The organism is Microbacterium sp. (genome assembly GCF_051953575.1).
In the GTDB taxonomy this organism is placed as follows: domain Bacteria; phylum Actinomycetota; class Actinomycetes; order Actinomycetales; family Microbacteriaceae; genus Microbacterium.
Genome location: NZ_JBQCIP010000146.1, coordinates 1 through 14630, shown reverse-complemented (window position 1 = coordinate 14630; position 14630 = coordinate 1). Strand labels below are relative to the sequence as shown.

The following is a 14630-nucleotide window of genomic DNA, read 5'->3' as shown; positions in this document are numbered from 1 at the left end:
GCCTTCTCGGTGCAGTACCACCCCGAGGCCGCCGCCGGCCCGCACGACGCCAACTACCTGTTCGACCGCTTCCGCGACCTGGTCGTCGCGAACCTGGAGACCAAGAAGAATGCCTAAGCGCGACGACATCAACTCCGTCCTCGTCATCGGATCCGGCCCGATCGTCATCGGTCAGGCGTGCGAGTTCGACTACTCCGGCACGCAGGCCTGCCGCGTGCTCCGCGAGGAGGGCGTGCGGGTCATCCTCGTGAACTCGAACCCGGCCACGATCATGACCGACCCCGACTTCGCGGACGCCACCTACATCGAGCCCATCAACTGGCGCGTGATCGAGACGATCATCGCCAAGGAGCGTCCGGACGCGATCCTGCCGACGCTCGGCGGCCAGACCGCGCTCAACGCGGCGATCGACCTGCACAAGCACGGCATCCTCGAGAAGTACGGGGTCGAGCTCATCGGTGCCGACTTCGAGGCCATCAACAAGGGCGAGGACCGCCAGATCTTCAAGCAGCTGGTGCTGGATGCCGGCGCCGACGTCGCGGACTCCGTCATCTGCCACACGATGGACGAGCTGCTCGCCGGCGCCGAGAAGCTCGGCTACCCGCTCGTCGTGCGTCCGTCGTTCACGATGGGCGGCCTCGGATCGGGCTTCGCGTACGACGAGGAGGACCTGCGCCGCATCGGCGGAGCGGGCCTGCACGACTCGCCGACCAACGAGGTGCTCCTGGAGGAGTCGATCCTCGGCTGGAAGGAGTACGAGCTCGAGCTCATGCGCGACACGGCCGACAACACGGTCGTCGTCTGCTCGATCGAGAACGTCGACCCCGTCGGCGTCCACACCGGCGACTCGATCACGGTCGCCCCGGCGCTGACCCTCACCGACCGCGAGTACCAGAAGCTCCGCGACATCGGCATCGACATCATCCGCGCCGTGGGCGTCGACACGGGCGGCTGCAACATCCAGTTCGCCGTCGACCCCAAGACGGGCCGCATCATCGTCATCGAGATGAACCCGCGTGTGTCGCGCTCGTCGGCGCTGGCCTCCAAGGCCACCGGCTTCCCGATCGCGAAGCTCGCCGCCAAGCTGGCCATCGGGTACCGTCTCGACGAGGTTCCGAACGACATCACGCAGGCGACGCCCGCGAGCTTCGAGCCGACCCTCGACTACGTCGTGGTGAAGGTGCCGCGCTTCAACTTCGAGAAGTTCCCGGCTGCCGACACGACCCTCACCACCACCATGAAGTCGGTGGGCGAGGCGATGGCGATCGGCCGCAACTACGCGACGGCCCTGCAGAAGGCGCTCCGCTCGCTCGAGAAGCGCGGCTCCAGCTTCCACTGGGGCGACGAGCCGCGCACCGTCGAGGAGCTGCTCGAGGTCGCGAAGACCCCGACCGACGGCCGCATCGTCGTGCTGCAGCAGGCGCTGCGCAAGGGCGCGACGGTCGAGCAGGCGTTCGAGGCGACGAAGATCGACCCGTGGTTCCTCGACCAGATCGTGCTCATCAACGAGGTCGCCGAGTTCGTGCGCCAGGCGGATGAGCTGGATGCCGCCACCCTGCGCGTCGCGAAGGAGCACGGCTTCAGCGACGCCCAGATCGCTCAGCTCCGTGGCGACAGCGAGGCCGAGGTGCGGGGCGTCCGCCACGGCCTGGGCGTGCGCCCGGTGTACAAGACGGTCGACACGTGCGCGGGGGAGTTCCCGGCGCTCACGCCGTACCACTACTCCAGCTACGACTTCGAGACCGAGGTGACGCCGTCCGAGCGCACCAAGGTCGTCATCATCGGCTCCGGCCCGAACCGCATCGGACAGGGCGTCGAGTTCGACTACTCGTGCGTGCACGCCTCGTTCGCCCTCGCCGACGCGGGGTACGAGACGGTCATGGTCAACTGCAACCCCGAGACGGTCTCGACCGACTACGACACCTCCGACCGCCTGTACTTCGAGCCGCTCACGCTCGAGGACGTCCTGGAGGTGCTGCACGCCGAATCGCAGTCGGGCACCATCCTGGGCGTGGTCTGCCAGCTGGGCGGACAGACGCCGCTCGGGCTCGCCAAGGGCATCGAAGAGGCCGGCTACACGATCCTCGGCACCAAGCCCGCGGCGATCGACCTCGCCGAGGAGCGCGAGCTCTTCTCGCGCCTGCTCGACGACGCCGGCCTCGTCGCGCCGCGCAACGGCACCGCGATCGACGTCGACGGCGCCGTCGCGGTGGCCGAAGAGATCGGCTACCCGGTGCTCGTGCGCCCGAGCTTCGTGCTCGGCGGCCGCGGCATGGAGATCGTCTACTCGACCGAGGCGCTGCGCGACTACTTCGTGCGCATCGCCGACCAGGCGATCATCGGCCCCGGCCTGCCGCTGCTCGTGGACCGCTTCCTCGACGACGCGATCGAGATCGACGTGGACGCGCTGTTCGACGGCGAGGAGCTGTACATCGGCGGTGTCATGGAGCACCTCGAAGAGGCCGGCATCCACTCCGGCGACTCCTCGTGCACCCTCCCGCCGGTGAGCCTCGGCCGCACCGACATCGACCGCGTCCGCGAGGCGACGCAGGCCATCGCCCAGGGCGTCGGCGTCCGGGGCCTGCTGAACGTCCAGTTCGCGATCTCGGCCGGCGTGCTCTACGTCATCGAGGCGAACCCGCGTGCCAGCCGCACCGTGCCGTTCGTCTCGAAGGCGCTCGGCATCCCGCTGGCGAAGGCCGCGGCGCGCATCATGGCCGGCGCCTCGATCGCCGAGCTGAAGGCCGAGGGCCTGCTGCCCGACCAGGACGGCTCGCGCGTGCCGCTGGACGCCCCGGTCGCCGTCAAGGAGGCCGTGCTGCCCTTCAAGCGGTTCCGCACCCGCGAGGGGCAGACCGTCGACTCGGTGCTCGGTCCGGAGATGCGCTCGACCGGCGAGGTCATGGGCATCGACCGCGACTTCCCGACCGCGTTCGCGAAGTCGCAGGAGGCCGCGTACGGCGGCATGCCGCAGTCGGGCACCGTCTTCATCTCGGTGGCCGACAGCGACAAGCGCGCCGTGATCCTCCCGGCGCACCGCCTGCAGGAGCTCGGCTTCGACCTCGTCGCCACGGAGGGCACCGCCGAGATCCTCGCCCGCAACGGCATCGACGTGAGCGTGGTGAGCAAGTACTCCGAGACCCAGGACTCGGGCGGCACCAACATCGTCGACCTCATCAACGCCGGTGACATCGACATCGTCGTGAACACGCCCTCCGGCGGCGCGGCGCGCGCCGACGGCTACGAGATCCGCGCCGCCGCGGTGGCCGGCGACAAGGCGCTGTTCACCACGATGGCCGTCCTCGGCGCCGCGGTCAGCGCCCTCCCGGTGCTGCGCGAGGGCTTCGATGTCAGGAGCCTGCAGGAGTACGCCGCCGACCGGCAGGCGCGGGCGTGACCTCGTTCGGGCAGCGCGTCCGTGCGGCCTTCGGGTCGCACGGACAGCTGTGCGTCGGGATCGACCCGCACGCCCATCTGCTGGCCGAGTGGGGGATGGATGCCACGGCCTGCGCCGCCCGCGACTTCGGGCTGCGCGTGGTCGAGGCCGCCGCCGGGCGCGTGGGCATCGTGAAGCCGCAGGTGTCGTTCTTCGAGCGGTACGGCTCGGCCGGGTTCGTCGCCCTGGAGACGGTGATCGCCGCGGCGCGCGACGCGGGGCTGCTCGTGATCGCGGACGCCAAGCGCGGCGACATCGGCACGACCATGGACGCCTACGCCGAGGCGTGGCTCACGCCCGGCTCCCCGCTCGAGGTCGACGCCGTGACCGTCAGCCCGTACCTCGGGGTCGGCGCGCTGGACGGCACCTTCTCGCTCGCGGAGCGCCACGGCAAGGGGGTCTTCGTCCTCGCCGCGACGAGCAACCCCGAGGCGCTGACCCTCCAGCGCGCGCAGGTCGCCGCGGGGCGCACGGTGTCGGCCGACGTTGTCCGCGAGGTGTCCGAGCGCAACGCCCGCACCACCCCGGAGGGGGAGTGGGCGAGCCTCGGCTTCGTGATCGGCGCGACGGTGGACTGGACGGATGCCGGCCTGCAGCCGTTCTCGCCGGTGGCGCCGATCCTCGGCCCCGGGTTCGGCCATCAGGGCGCCGAGCCGCACCAGCTCGGGGAGCGCTTCGGCGCCCTCGGCGGCGCCGTGATCGCCTCCGAGAGCCGCAGCATCCTCTCGGCAGGACCCGGCGACATCGCGGCCCGCATCGCCGAGCGGGCGGCGCTCTACACCACCGCCCCGAGGTAAGCGCTGTCCTCGTCGCGGAACCTCCGAGCGGGATTTTCCGCGCCACGGAGTGGTTTCGGTCGCGCCGCCCCTGCGGTGATACCTTCGGAGAGCCGCAGCGAGAACAGCCGGACCCGACCGGCTCGCGCCGCGCATTCAGAGCTCGCCCATCTCTACCGTGGTGATTGACATGCCCGCTTCACGCACCCCCGAAACCGGCGGTTCGCCGCAGACACCCGCCAGGCCTCCCGAGGTCGACCGGGTGGCGGCATCCCGTCGCGCCGTCGCCGCACGCCGCGAACGTGCCGCCCTCAAGAAGGACGTCGCGATGCGCGTCATCACCCCGCAGGAGCTCCTGCGGCGTGCACTGACCGATCCGTCGTCCCCCGCGGGCGCGATGCGCGTCCCCGAGTTCCTGACCGCGATCCCCGCCATCGGCGAGGGCAAGCGCGATCGGATCCTGCACGACCTCGAGATCTCGCCGGTCAAGCGTCTGGGCGGCCTCGGCTCGCGCCAGCGCGAGGATCTGCGCGCGTTCCTCGACGCACGGTGGCCGGAGCTCGAGCCGCGCGGCGGCCGGAGCCGCCTGGTCGTGCTGGCGGGCCCCACCGCGGTCGGCAAGGGCACGGTGGCCGCCTACATCAAGGAGCACCACCCCGAGATCCTGCTGTCGGTGTCGGCGACGACCCGGGCGCCCCGCCCAGGGGAGGTCGACGGTGAGCATTACTTCTTCGTCGACGACGCGGAGTTCGACCGCATGATCGCCGACGGCGAGCTGCTCGAGCACGCGACCGTGCACAACGCCTACCGGTACGGCACGCCGCGCGGGCCGATCGAGAAGGCTCTGGCCGAGGGCCGCACCGTGCTGCTGGAGATCGACCTGCAAGGCGCCCGCCAGGTGCGCGAGGCCGACCCGTCGGCGACGCTCGTGTTCCTGCTCCCGCCCAGCTGGGACGAGCTGGTGCAGCGTCTGGTCGGCCGCGGCACCGAGGACGCCCCCGAACGCGCGCGCCGGCTGCGCACCGCGAAGACGGAGCTCGCGTCGCAGGCCGAGTTCGACTACCGCGTCGTGAACGACGACGTCGCCCGCGCCGCCGACGAGGTCGCCCGCCTGACGCGCTGATCGCGTGAAGCGCGCAGGCCGCCGACCGGGTAGACTGGTCGGATGCGTCCGCGCGCGGCTTGCGCGCGCCCACCGACATCACCGAGACCAGGAGGTTCCCATGGCCGGAACGAATCAGGGCATCATCGAGCCCCCCATCGACAGCCTGCTCGAGAAGGTCGACTCGAAGTACCAGCTCGTCATCTTCGCGTCCAAGCGTGCGCGTCAGATCAACGACTACTACTCGGATCTGCACGAGGGCAACCTGTTCGACAACGTCGGCCCGCTCGTCGACTCGACCGTCGAGGACAAGCCGCTCACGATCGCGATGCACGAGATCCACGAGGACAAGCTGCGCCTTCGCCGCGCGGAGTAATCCCCGTTACGACCTGTATGCCCCCGACGACGGCGATGTCCGCTCTCGGGGGCATACTGGTGTCCGCCCCCGGACCCCGACTACTGGAGTATCGATGACCGACCTGCGCCTGTTCACGTCCGAGTCCGTGACGGAGGGGCACCCCGACAAGATCTGCGACCAGATCTCGGACTCGATCCTCGACGCGATCCTGACGGCCGACCCGAACGGCCGCGTGGCTGTCGAGACGCTCGTCACGACGGGTCTGGTCCACGTGGCGGGGGAGGTGTCGACGTCGGCGTACGTCGAGATCCCGGCGATCGTGCGGGACGTCGTCAACCGCATCGGGTACACCTCCAGCGAGACCGGCTTCGACGGCGAGTCGTGCGGTGTGAGCGTGTCGATCGGCGCGCAGTCCTCCGACATCGCCGCGGGCGTCGACAAGGCGTTCGAGCGCCGCGAGGACGGCTCCGAGGACCCGCACGACCTGCAGGGCGCCGGCGACCAGGGCATCATGTTCGGCTACGCGACGACCGAGACGCCCCAGCTCATGCCGATGGCCGCATGGACCGCGCACCGCATGGCGGAGCGCCTCGCCGAGGTGCGCCGGTCCGGCGAGCTGCCGTTCCTCCGCCCCGACGGCAAGACGCAGGTGACGCTCGGCTACGACGGCCACACCCCGAAGACGGTGGACTCCGTGGTGCTGTCGACCCAGCACCACCCCGACATCTCGCAGAAGGCGCTGCGCGCCGCCGTCCGCGCCGAGGTGATCGAGCCGGTGCTCGAGGCGACCGGCCTCGACGTGTCGGACGTCAAGTTCTACATCAACCCGGCCGGCCCGTTCGTCATCGGCGGCCCGAAGGGCGATGCCGGCCTCACCGGCCGCAAGATCATCATCGACACCTACGGCGGCGCATCGCGTCACGGCGGCGGCGCCTTCAGCGGCAAGGACCCGTCGAAGGTCGACCGGTCGGCGGCGTACGCGATGCGCTGGGTCGCCAAGAACGCCGTGGCCGCCGGACTCGCGGACCGCCTCGAGGTGCAGGTCGCGTACGCCATCGGCAAGGCCAAGCCTGTCGGGCTCTACGTCGAGACCTTCGGCACCGGGCGGGTCGCCGACGAGGTCATCACCCGCGCGATCCTCGACGTGTTCGACCTCCGTCCCAAGGCGATCATCGAGCAGCTCGACCTGCTGCGCCCGATCTACGCACAGACGGCGGCCTACGGTCACTTCGGCCGAGAGCTTCCCGATTTCACGTGGGAGCGCACGGACCGCGCCGACGCGCTGCGCGCGGCCGCCGGTCTCTGACGCGGGCGGCGTGAGCGCGGTGCCCGTCCAGGCGCGGAGCGACACCGATGCCGCGCCGTCGCCGATCCGTCGCCGTCGTGTCGCGCGCGTGCTGCTGGACTCTCCGCTGCCGCAGCTCGACCGGCTGTTCGACTACGAGATCCCCGACGAGCTCGCGGCCGAGGCGCTGCCGGGCGTGCGCGTGCGTGTGCCGCTGCGCAGCGCGGGGCGCGTGATCGACGGATTCCTCGTCGAGCTGGGGGAGCCGGATGCCTCGGACCGGCCGCTCTCTCAGCTGGAGGCCGTCGTCTCGCCGATGCCCGTGCTGACGCCGCGTCTCTACGCGCTCGCACGCCGAGCCGCGGACCGCGCGGCCGGCTCAGCGGGCGACATCCTGCGCCTGGCGATCCCCAAGCGCATGGTGCGGGCCGAGAAGGCGTGGCTGGCGGCCGACCCGCCGTCACGGCCGGAGCTGACCTCAGAGGCGCAGACGTGGGCCGATGCCGTCCTGGCCGAGTATCCCGGCCTGGCGGACGCGCTCTCGCACGGCACCCGCCTGGCGCTCGACGCGCCCCCGCAGCCGGCGACGCTCGACGACGGCACCCCCGTCGGCGCGTGGGCCCTGCTGCTCGCGGCGGCGGCGGTGCGCACGCTCGCGGAGGGGCGCAGCGCGATCGTCGCCGTGCCCGACCATCGCGACCGCTCCCAGCTCGAGGCCGCGCTGCGGGCCTGGGTGCCCGCCGATGCGCTGGTGCGCGACGACGCGAAGCAGAGCGGGCCGACCCGCTATACGGCGTTCCTGCGCACCCTGGCGGATGCCCCGTGCATCGTGATCGGCAACCGCTCGGCCGTGTACGCCCCGGTCGCCGACCTGGGCCTGATCATGCTCTGGGACGACGGCGACCCGCTGTTCAGCGAGCCGCTCAGCCCGGGTGTCCACGCCCGCGACGCGGCGCTGCTGCGGCAGGAGCTCGACGGCGGCGCGCTCGTCTTTGCCGGGCACACGCGCACGAGCGACGTGGAACGCCTCGTCGGAGTCGGGTGGGTGCGCGACCTGCCGGCGGCGCGGCGGCGCAGCCCCCGAGTGGTGCTCACCGCGCATCGCGAGGGGGAGTCACGTGCCGCGCGCGTGCCGTCGGCGGCGTTCGCCGCTGCCCGCGAGGCTCTCACCCAGGGTCCCGTGCTGGTGCAGGTGTCTCGTCCGGGGTACGCGCCCGTGCTCGTGTGCGCGAGCTGCCGGCATCCCGCCCGCTGCGCGCACTGCGGCGGTCCGCTCCACGCTGCTCGCCACGGCGCCGTCCCGGCCTGCACGTGGTGCGGGCGGGCCGCCAACGCGTGGTCGTGCCCCGAGTGCTCCTCGACGATGCTGCGCATGGCCTCCTCCGGCAGTGAGCGCACGGCCGACGAGCTGGGCCGCGCTTTCCCGGGCACGCGCGTCGTGGTCGCAGACGGCGACCACCCGGTCGTGTCGGTGGACGAGCGTCCCGCGCTCGTCGTCGCCACCCGCGGCGCCGAGCCGCTGGCGGTCGGCGGGTACCGCGCGGTGATCCTGCTGGACGGGGACCGGATGCTGATGGCCGACGATCTGCGCATCGGCGAGTCCTGCCTGCGCTGGTGGTCCAACGCGGCCGCGCTGGCCGCTCCCGGCGCTCCCGTGCACCTGGTCGGTGTCGGAGGCGAGGTCGCCCGCGCTCTCGCCACGTGGACGCAGGCGGCGTACGCCCGGTCGGAGCTCGCCGATCGTGCGCCGCTGCGCATGCCCCCGACCGTCCGGGTCGCCGCCGTGGACGGCCCGCGGCGCTCGGTCGACGCGGCGCTGGCGGAGCTGCGCCGGGCGGTGCCCGAGCTGGACGGCGAAGCGGTGCTCGGCCCGCTCGCCCACGGCGACGTCGTGCGCGCCCTCGTCCGCTTCGAGTACGGCCTCGGCGCGCGCGTGACCGAGAGCCTGAGGGCGTCGGTGGTCGCCCAGGCCGTGAAGGGCCGTCGCCCGGCGAAGGGACGCCCCGCAGGTGCCGCCAATACACTGAAGGTGCGGGTCGACGTGCCCGACCTCGATCTCTGAATCCCTCGAACGCCACAGATCTGGAGCCTCATGCGCCTCGTCTTCGCCGGCACTCCCGCGCCGGCGGTCCCGTCGCTGCGGCTGCTCGCGGCATCCGAACACGACATCGTCGCCGTCGTCACGCGCCGCGACGCGCCGCTGGGCCGCAAGCGCGTGCTCACGCCGTCGCCGGTCGCGGCCGCCGCCGATGAGCTCGGCCTGCCGGTGATCCGTGCCGATCGGCTCGACGCCGACGTCACCGCCGAGATCGCCGCCTTGCAGCCCGACCTCGGCGTGATCGTCGCGTACGGCGGACTCGTGCGCGAGCCGCTGCTCTCGACGCCGGCGCACGGCTGGATCAACCTGCACTTCTCGCTGCTGCCCCGCTGGCGCGGTGCGGCCCCGGTCCAGCACGCGCTGATCGCGGGGGATGCGGCGACCGGCGCCAGCGTCTTCCAGCTGGTGCCGGAGCTCGACGCCGGCGATGTGTTCGGCGAGCTCGCGATGGACACCCCCGCCGAGGCGACCGCCGGCGAGCTGCTGGCCACGCTCGCGGAACAGGGCGCGCGTCTGCTCGGCGACGTCGTGTCGGGCATCGCCGCAGGCACCGCGGTCGCGCGGCCGCAGGAGGGCGAGCCGACGTACGCCGCGAAGCTCGGCGACGACGACGGCCGGATCCGGTGGGACGAGCCGGCACCAGCGGTGCTCGGCCGCATCCGCGGCGTCACTCCCGAGCCGGGGGCCCACACCACCATCGACGGCGCGCGCATGAAGGTGCTGGCGGTCGCGGCGGCACCCGCCGACGCACCGCACCTGGCGCCGGGCGCGCTCGCACTGCACGCGAAGCGCGTGCTGGCGGGCACCGGCTCCGCACCGATCGTCCTCGACACGGTGCAGCCGGCGGGCAAGGGCGCGATGCGCGCCGCGGACTGGTGGCGCGGGCTGCGCGAGACCCCGGTGGCGGGGTCATGAGCCGCACGGTGGCCGCGCGACGCATCGCGTACGACACGCTGCGGGCGGTCCACGAGTCCGACGCCTACGCGAACCTGCTGCTGCCCACGGCGATCGCGCGGGCGGAGCTGTCGCCCGCCGACGCGGCGCTGACGACCGAGCTGACCTACGGCACGCTGCGACGGCAGGGCACGTACGACGCGGTCATCGCTATCGCCGCCGACCGGCCCGTGACGAGCATCGATCCTGCCGTCCTCGATGCGCTGCGACTCGGCGTGCACCAGCTCCTGTCGACGCGCGTCGCCTCGCATGCGGCGGTCAACGAGTCGGTCGAACTCGCGCGGGCAGCCGGCGGCCGCGGCGCAGCCGGCTTCGCCAATGCCGTGCTGCGTCGTGTCTCGCGCGACACCCCGGGCGACTGGATGACGCACGTCGCCGCCAGCGCCCGCTCCGACGACGAGCAGCTCGGCCTCCTGTTCTCGCACCCGGTGTGGGTCGTGCGGGCGTTCCGTCGCGCGCTGGCCGCCGAGGGGCGGGCCGAGGAGCTGGAGGCCCTGCTGACGGCCGACAACGCCTCGCCCCGCGTGACGATGGCGGCGCTCCCAGGCTTGGCCGAGGCCCCGGACGACGCGCGTCGCACCCCGTTCTCGCCGATCGGCTTCCGGCTCGGCGGGGGCGACCCCGACCAGACCGTGCGCGGGTCCGACGGCCGCATCAGGGTCCAGGACGAGGGCTCGCAGCTCGCGGCCCTCGCGCTCACCCGCGCCCTGCCCGTCGCCGAGGGCGAGCGATGGCTCGACCTGTGCGCGGGTCCGGGCGGCAAGACGGCGGTGCTCGCCGCCGAGGCGCTCGCGCACGGCGCACGGCTCGAGGCGAACGAGATCTCTCCGGCGCGCGCGGGCCTCGTGCGCCAGGCGCTCGCGGGCGTGCCGCTCGACGTCCCGGTCTCGGAGGAGGACGGCCGCACGCGCGCAGAGGCGGCCCCGGCGACCTACGACCGCATCCTCGTCGACGCCCCGTGCACGGGGCTCGGCGCCCTGCGCCGGCGCCCCGAGGCGCGGTGGCGCAAGTCGCCCGGCGACGTGCCCGCACTGACGACGCTGCAGCGGGAGCTGCTGACGGCGGCCGTCGGCGCCCTCAAGCCCGGCGGCATCGTGGCGTACGTCACGTGCTCGCCGCACCTGGCCGAGACGTCCGCCGTCGTCGCCGACATCCGGCGCGAATGGGACGGCGTGCTCGAAGAGGTCTCGGCGCGCGATGTCGTCACGTCGCTGTCGGATGCCGATCCCGCGCTCCCCGCGCAGGCCGACGGCAGCGGACGAGCGCAGCTGTGGCCCCACCGCCACAACACCGACGGCATGTCGATCTCGTTGCTGCGACGGGTCTGATCGCCGCCGGGCGGCCTCACTCGCGCAGCACGAAGCTCCGCGGCATCCGGTCGAATTCGGCACGCAGAGCGACGAGCGCCTCGCGGTGCGTGCGCCCGAGCTCCCGGGCGTCGACGGTCACCGCGGCACCGTCGGGCATCGCGTCGGAGAGTTCGCGCAGCACCGCGACCACGCGTTCCGTGCCCGCGAAGCCCAGTTCCCCCGAGAGACGCAGGACGCGGCCCTGATCCGTGTCCTCGACGGTGAAGGCCGGAACGGCGATGCTGTCGTGGGGTTCGAGAAGATGCATGCCGAACTTCGTCGACAGCGCCTCGATGACCGCGATGCCGCGCACGGAGTTGCCGTGGTCGTCGAGGCGGGGGCTGAAGGCGGCGACCCCGAACTGCGACGGCGCGACGGCCATGAGACCACCGCTCACGCCGCTCTTGGCGGGGAGCCCTACACGCAGGAGCCATTCGCCGGAGTAGTCGTACATCCCGCAGCTGGTCATGATCGAGAGCACGTCCCGGCTGACGTGCTCCCCGACGACGCGATCGCCGGTCACCGGGTTCACGCCGCCGAACGCGAGCGTGGCCGCCATGACGGCCAGGTCGCGGGTGGTGACCAGCAGCGAGCACTGCCGGAAGTACGTCTCGACGGCGATGTCGACGGAACCGTCGATGATCCCGTGCGAGCGGAGCAGATGGGCGAGGGCGCGGTTGCGGTCGCCGGTGTCCGACTCGGAGGAGTACACCTGCTCGTCGACCCATAGCGAACGGCCGGCGAAGGCGGAGAGGCCCTCGACGATGCGGGCTGTGCGGTCGTCGACGCCGTCGCCCGCGATGAGGGCCGACGTGGCGATCGCTCCCGCGTTGACCATGGGGTTCGCCGGCCGGCCGGTGCCGGGTTCGAGGCTGATCGCGTTGAACGGCTCGCCGCTCGGCTCGGCACCCACCTTCCGCAGCACCGCCTCGCGCCCGCGGTCGGCGAGGGCGAGCGCCAGCACGAAGGGCTTGGAGATCGACTGGATCGTGAACTCGTGCGCCACGTCGCCGACGGCCCGCACGCGCCCGTGCGGCCCGACCGCCGCCAGGGCGAGCCGTTCCGGATCGGCGGTCGCGAGCTCGGGGATGTACCCCGCAGGTGCGCCGGAGTCGTGGGGACGGACGTCTTCGAGGACGTCGTGCAGCAGCGCCGTGATCGGATCCACGGCTCGACCATAATGGACGCGTGCTCCCGACCTCCGAGACCGGCCGCGCCGACGGCATCCGCATCAACCCCAGCATGCTCGCGGCCGACTTCGCGAACGTGCAGACAGAGCTCGCGCGGATCGCCACGGCGGACTTCGTGCACGTCGACGTGATGGACAACCACTTCGTGCCGAACCTGACGTTCGGACTGCAGATGGTGGAGCGCGTGCAGGCCACGAGCCCCGTTCCGCTGGACGTCCACCTGATGATCACGAACCCGGATCGCTGGGCGCCCGGGTACGCCGAGCTCGGCGCCGCGTCGGTGACCTTCCACCTCGAGGCGGCGACCGAGCCGGTCGCGCTCGCCCGGCGCCTGCGCGACATCGGCGCGCGCGCCGGTGTCGCGGTCAAGCCGGCGACGCCCGTGGAGGGGCTCTTCGACCTGCTCGACGACTTCGACCAGATCCTGGTGATGACGGTCGAGCCCGGCTTCGGCGGGCAGTCGTTCATGCCCGAGACGATGCCGAAGCTGCGCCGTCTGGCCGATGAGGCCCGCCGCCGCGGGTCGTCGGTGTGGCTGCAGGTCGACGGCGGCATCGGCGAGTCCACCATCGCGCAGGCCGCCGAAGCGGGGGCGGACACGTTCGTCGCGGGCTCCGCGGTGTTCGGCGCAGGCGATCCGGGCAACGCGATCGCGGGCCTGCGTGCGGCGGCCGCCGCGGCGCACGCGCACTGACCGTCGCGTCACGCGGCGCCTCGACGCCCTGCCGGTTCGATACCCTGGCATGGTGAAGACGTTCGATGCCCTGTTCGCCGAGCTGACCGCCAAGGCGGCCGAGCGCCCCGAAGGATCGGGGACCGTCGCAGAGCTGGACGCCGGCGTGCACACGATCGGCAAGAAGATCGTCGAAGAAGCCGCCGAGGTGTGGATGGCCGCCGAGTACGAGTCGACGGATGCCGCGGCCGAAGAGATCTCGCAGCTGCTGTACCACCTGCAGGTGCTGATGCTCGCGAAGGGCCTGAGCCTCGAGGATGTCTACCGACATCTCTGAGCCCCGCTCCGACCCCTCTCATCCCCACATCTAAGGATCCGCGAATGCTGCGCATCGCCGTGCCGAACAAGGGATCGCTGGCCGAGACCGCTGCCGAGATGCTCGCCGAGGCGGGCTACACCGGTCGCCGCGACCCCAAGGACCTCCACGTCATCGACCCCGCCAACGAGGTCGAGTTCTTCTACCTCCGCCCCAAGGACATCGCGACCTACGTCGGCTCGGGTGCGCTCGACGTCGGCATCACGGGTCGCGACCTGCTGCTGGATGCCCGGATGCCGGGCGCCCGAGAGATCGAGAACCTCGGGTTCGCGGCATCCACGTTCCGCTTCGCCGCACCGGCGGGCCGGTTCAGCGACGTCCGCGACTTGGACGGCGTGCGCATCGCGACGTCGTACCCGGGGCTGGTCGACGCCTTCCTCGACGAGCACGGCGTCGCCGCCGACCTGGTGCCGCTGGACGGCGCGGTCGAGTCGGCCGTCGAGCTGGGCGTCGCGGACGCGATCGCCGACGTCGTCGAGACGGGCACCACCCTGCGTCAGGCGGGGCTCGAGGTGTTCGGACCGGTGATCCTCAAGTCCGAGGCCGTGCTCATCGGCGCCCCGACCGAGGCGGACGGCACCGAGACGCTGCTGCGCCGCCTGCGCGGCGTGATGGTCGCGCGCCGCTACGTGATGGTCGACTACGACCTGCCCGCCGAGCTGGTCGACGCGGCCGTCGCGATCGCGCCGGGGGTCGAGTCGCCCACGATCTCGCCGCTGCGCGACCCCGCGTGGGTCGCCGTGCGGGTCATGGTGGCCCGCAAGGGCGTCAACCAGGTGATGGACGCGCTGTACGCGATCGGCGCCCGCGCGATCCTCGTCACCGCGATCCACAACGCGAGGCTCTGATGTCGCTCGTCTGCCGCGTGATCCCGTGCCTGGACGTCGCCGCCGGGCGCGTCGTGAAGGGCGTCAACTTCCAGAACCTGCGCGACATGGGAGACCCCGTCGAGCTCGCCCGCGAGTACTTCCGGCAGGGCGCCGACGAGATCACCTTCCTCGATGTCACCGCGACCGTCGACGAGAGGTCGACC

14 protein-coding genes are annotated in these 14630 nt (G+C 72.3%); 13 read left to right on the top strand and 1 reads right to left on the bottom strand.

Annotated elements, in window-relative coordinates:
• The 9 genes from ACTHNQ_RS09280 to ACTHNQ_RS09240 form a co-directional block, all read left to right on the top strand.
• Nucleotides 1-117: glutamine amidotransferase-related protein (locus ACTHNQ_RS09280; RefSeq protein ID WP_440333069.1), on the top strand; the 117-nt coding region annotated here is incomplete at its 5' end.
• Nucleotides 110-3397, top strand: a complete 3288-nt coding sequence (gene carB / locus ACTHNQ_RS09275; RefSeq protein WP_440333065.1) for a carbamoyl-phosphate synthase large subunit — start codon at nt 110-112, stop codon at nt 3395-3397. The genes ACTHNQ_RS09280 and carB, both read left to right, overlap by 8 nt.
• Nucleotides 3394-4233 (top strand): orotidine-5'-phosphate decarboxylase, encoded by an 840-nt coding sequence (gene pyrF / locus ACTHNQ_RS09270; RefSeq protein ID WP_440333063.1) that lies wholly within the window; start codon nt 3394-3396, stop codon nt 4231-4233. The genes carB and pyrF overlap by 4 nt, the downstream gene beginning before the upstream one ends.
• A gap of 169 nt (nt 4234-4402) precedes the next feature.
• A complete protein-coding gene (gene gmk, locus ACTHNQ_RS09265) occupies nt 4403-5335 on the top strand; it encodes a guanylate kinase (RefSeq protein ID WP_440333061.1) in 933 nt (310 codons plus the stop codon).
• A 100-nt stretch (nt 5336-5435) separates the two neighbouring features.
• Entirely contained in the window at nt 5436-5690 is a 255-nt protein-coding gene (rpoZ, locus tag ACTHNQ_RS09260) for a DNA-directed RNA polymerase subunit omega (protein WP_018170775.1), read from the top strand.
• A gap of 94 nt (nt 5691-5784) precedes the next feature.
• Nucleotides 5785-6978, top strand: a complete 1194-nt coding sequence (gene metK, locus ACTHNQ_RS09255; protein ID WP_440333058.1) for a methionine adenosyltransferase — start codon at nt 5785-5787, stop codon at nt 6976-6978.
• Between the two features lie 19 nt (nt 6979-6997).
• Nucleotides 6998-9019: a primosomal protein N' gene (locus tag ACTHNQ_RS09250; RefSeq protein ID WP_440333067.1), complete on the top strand. Its 2022-nt coding sequence runs from the start codon at nt 6998-7000 to the stop codon at nt 9017-9019.
• Between the two features lie 30 nt (nt 9020-9049).
• Nucleotides 9050-9970 (top strand): methionyl-tRNA formyltransferase, encoded by a 921-nt coding sequence (gene fmt, locus ACTHNQ_RS09245; RefSeq protein WP_440333057.1) that lies wholly within the window; start codon nt 9050-9052, stop codon nt 9968-9970.
• Nucleotides 9967-11337: an RsmB/NOP family class I SAM-dependent RNA methyltransferase gene (locus ACTHNQ_RS09240; protein WP_440333055.1), complete on the top strand. Its 1371-nt coding sequence runs from the start codon at nt 9967-9969 to the stop codon at nt 11335-11337. The genes fmt and ACTHNQ_RS09240 overlap by 4 nt, the downstream gene beginning before the upstream one ends.
• 16 nt (nt 11338-11353) lie before the next feature.
• On the opposite strand, the gene glsA is transcribed toward ACTHNQ_RS09240, so the two are convergent.
• The gene (gene glsA, locus ACTHNQ_RS09235) at nt 11354-12526 is read right to left on the bottom strand and encodes a glutaminase A (protein ID WP_440333053.1); all 1173 of its coding nucleotides are present in this window, start codon (nt 12524-12526) and stop codon (nt 11354-11356) included.
• Between the two features lie 20 nt (nt 12527-12546).
• Between glsA and rpe the strand changes: the two genes are divergently transcribed.
• The 4 genes from rpe to ACTHNQ_RS09215 all read left to right on the top strand — a co-directional run.
• A complete protein-coding gene (gene rpe, locus ACTHNQ_RS09230) occupies nt 12547-13242 on the top strand; it encodes a ribulose-phosphate 3-epimerase (protein WP_018170769.1) in 696 nt (231 codons plus the stop codon).
• A gap of 52 nt (nt 13243-13294) precedes the next feature.
• Nucleotides 13295-13558 carry a phosphoribosyl-ATP diphosphatase gene (locus tag ACTHNQ_RS09225; RefSeq protein WP_026305444.1) on the top strand — a complete coding sequence of 88 codons (264 nt, stop codon included), beginning with the start codon at nt 13295-13297 and terminating at the stop codon, nt 13556-13558.
• A gap of 44 nt (nt 13559-13602) precedes the next feature.
• On the top strand, nt 13603-14445 hold the full coding sequence (gene hisG / locus ACTHNQ_RS09220) for an ATP phosphoribosyltransferase (RefSeq protein ID WP_440333051.1): 843 nt from the start codon (nt 13603-13605) through the stop codon (nt 14443-14445).
• A partial coding sequence (locus tag ACTHNQ_RS09215) for a HisA/HisF-related TIM barrel protein (RefSeq protein ID WP_440333049.1) occupies nt 14445-14630 on the top strand: 186 nt, incomplete at its 3' end. The genes hisG and ACTHNQ_RS09215, both read left to right, overlap by 1 nt.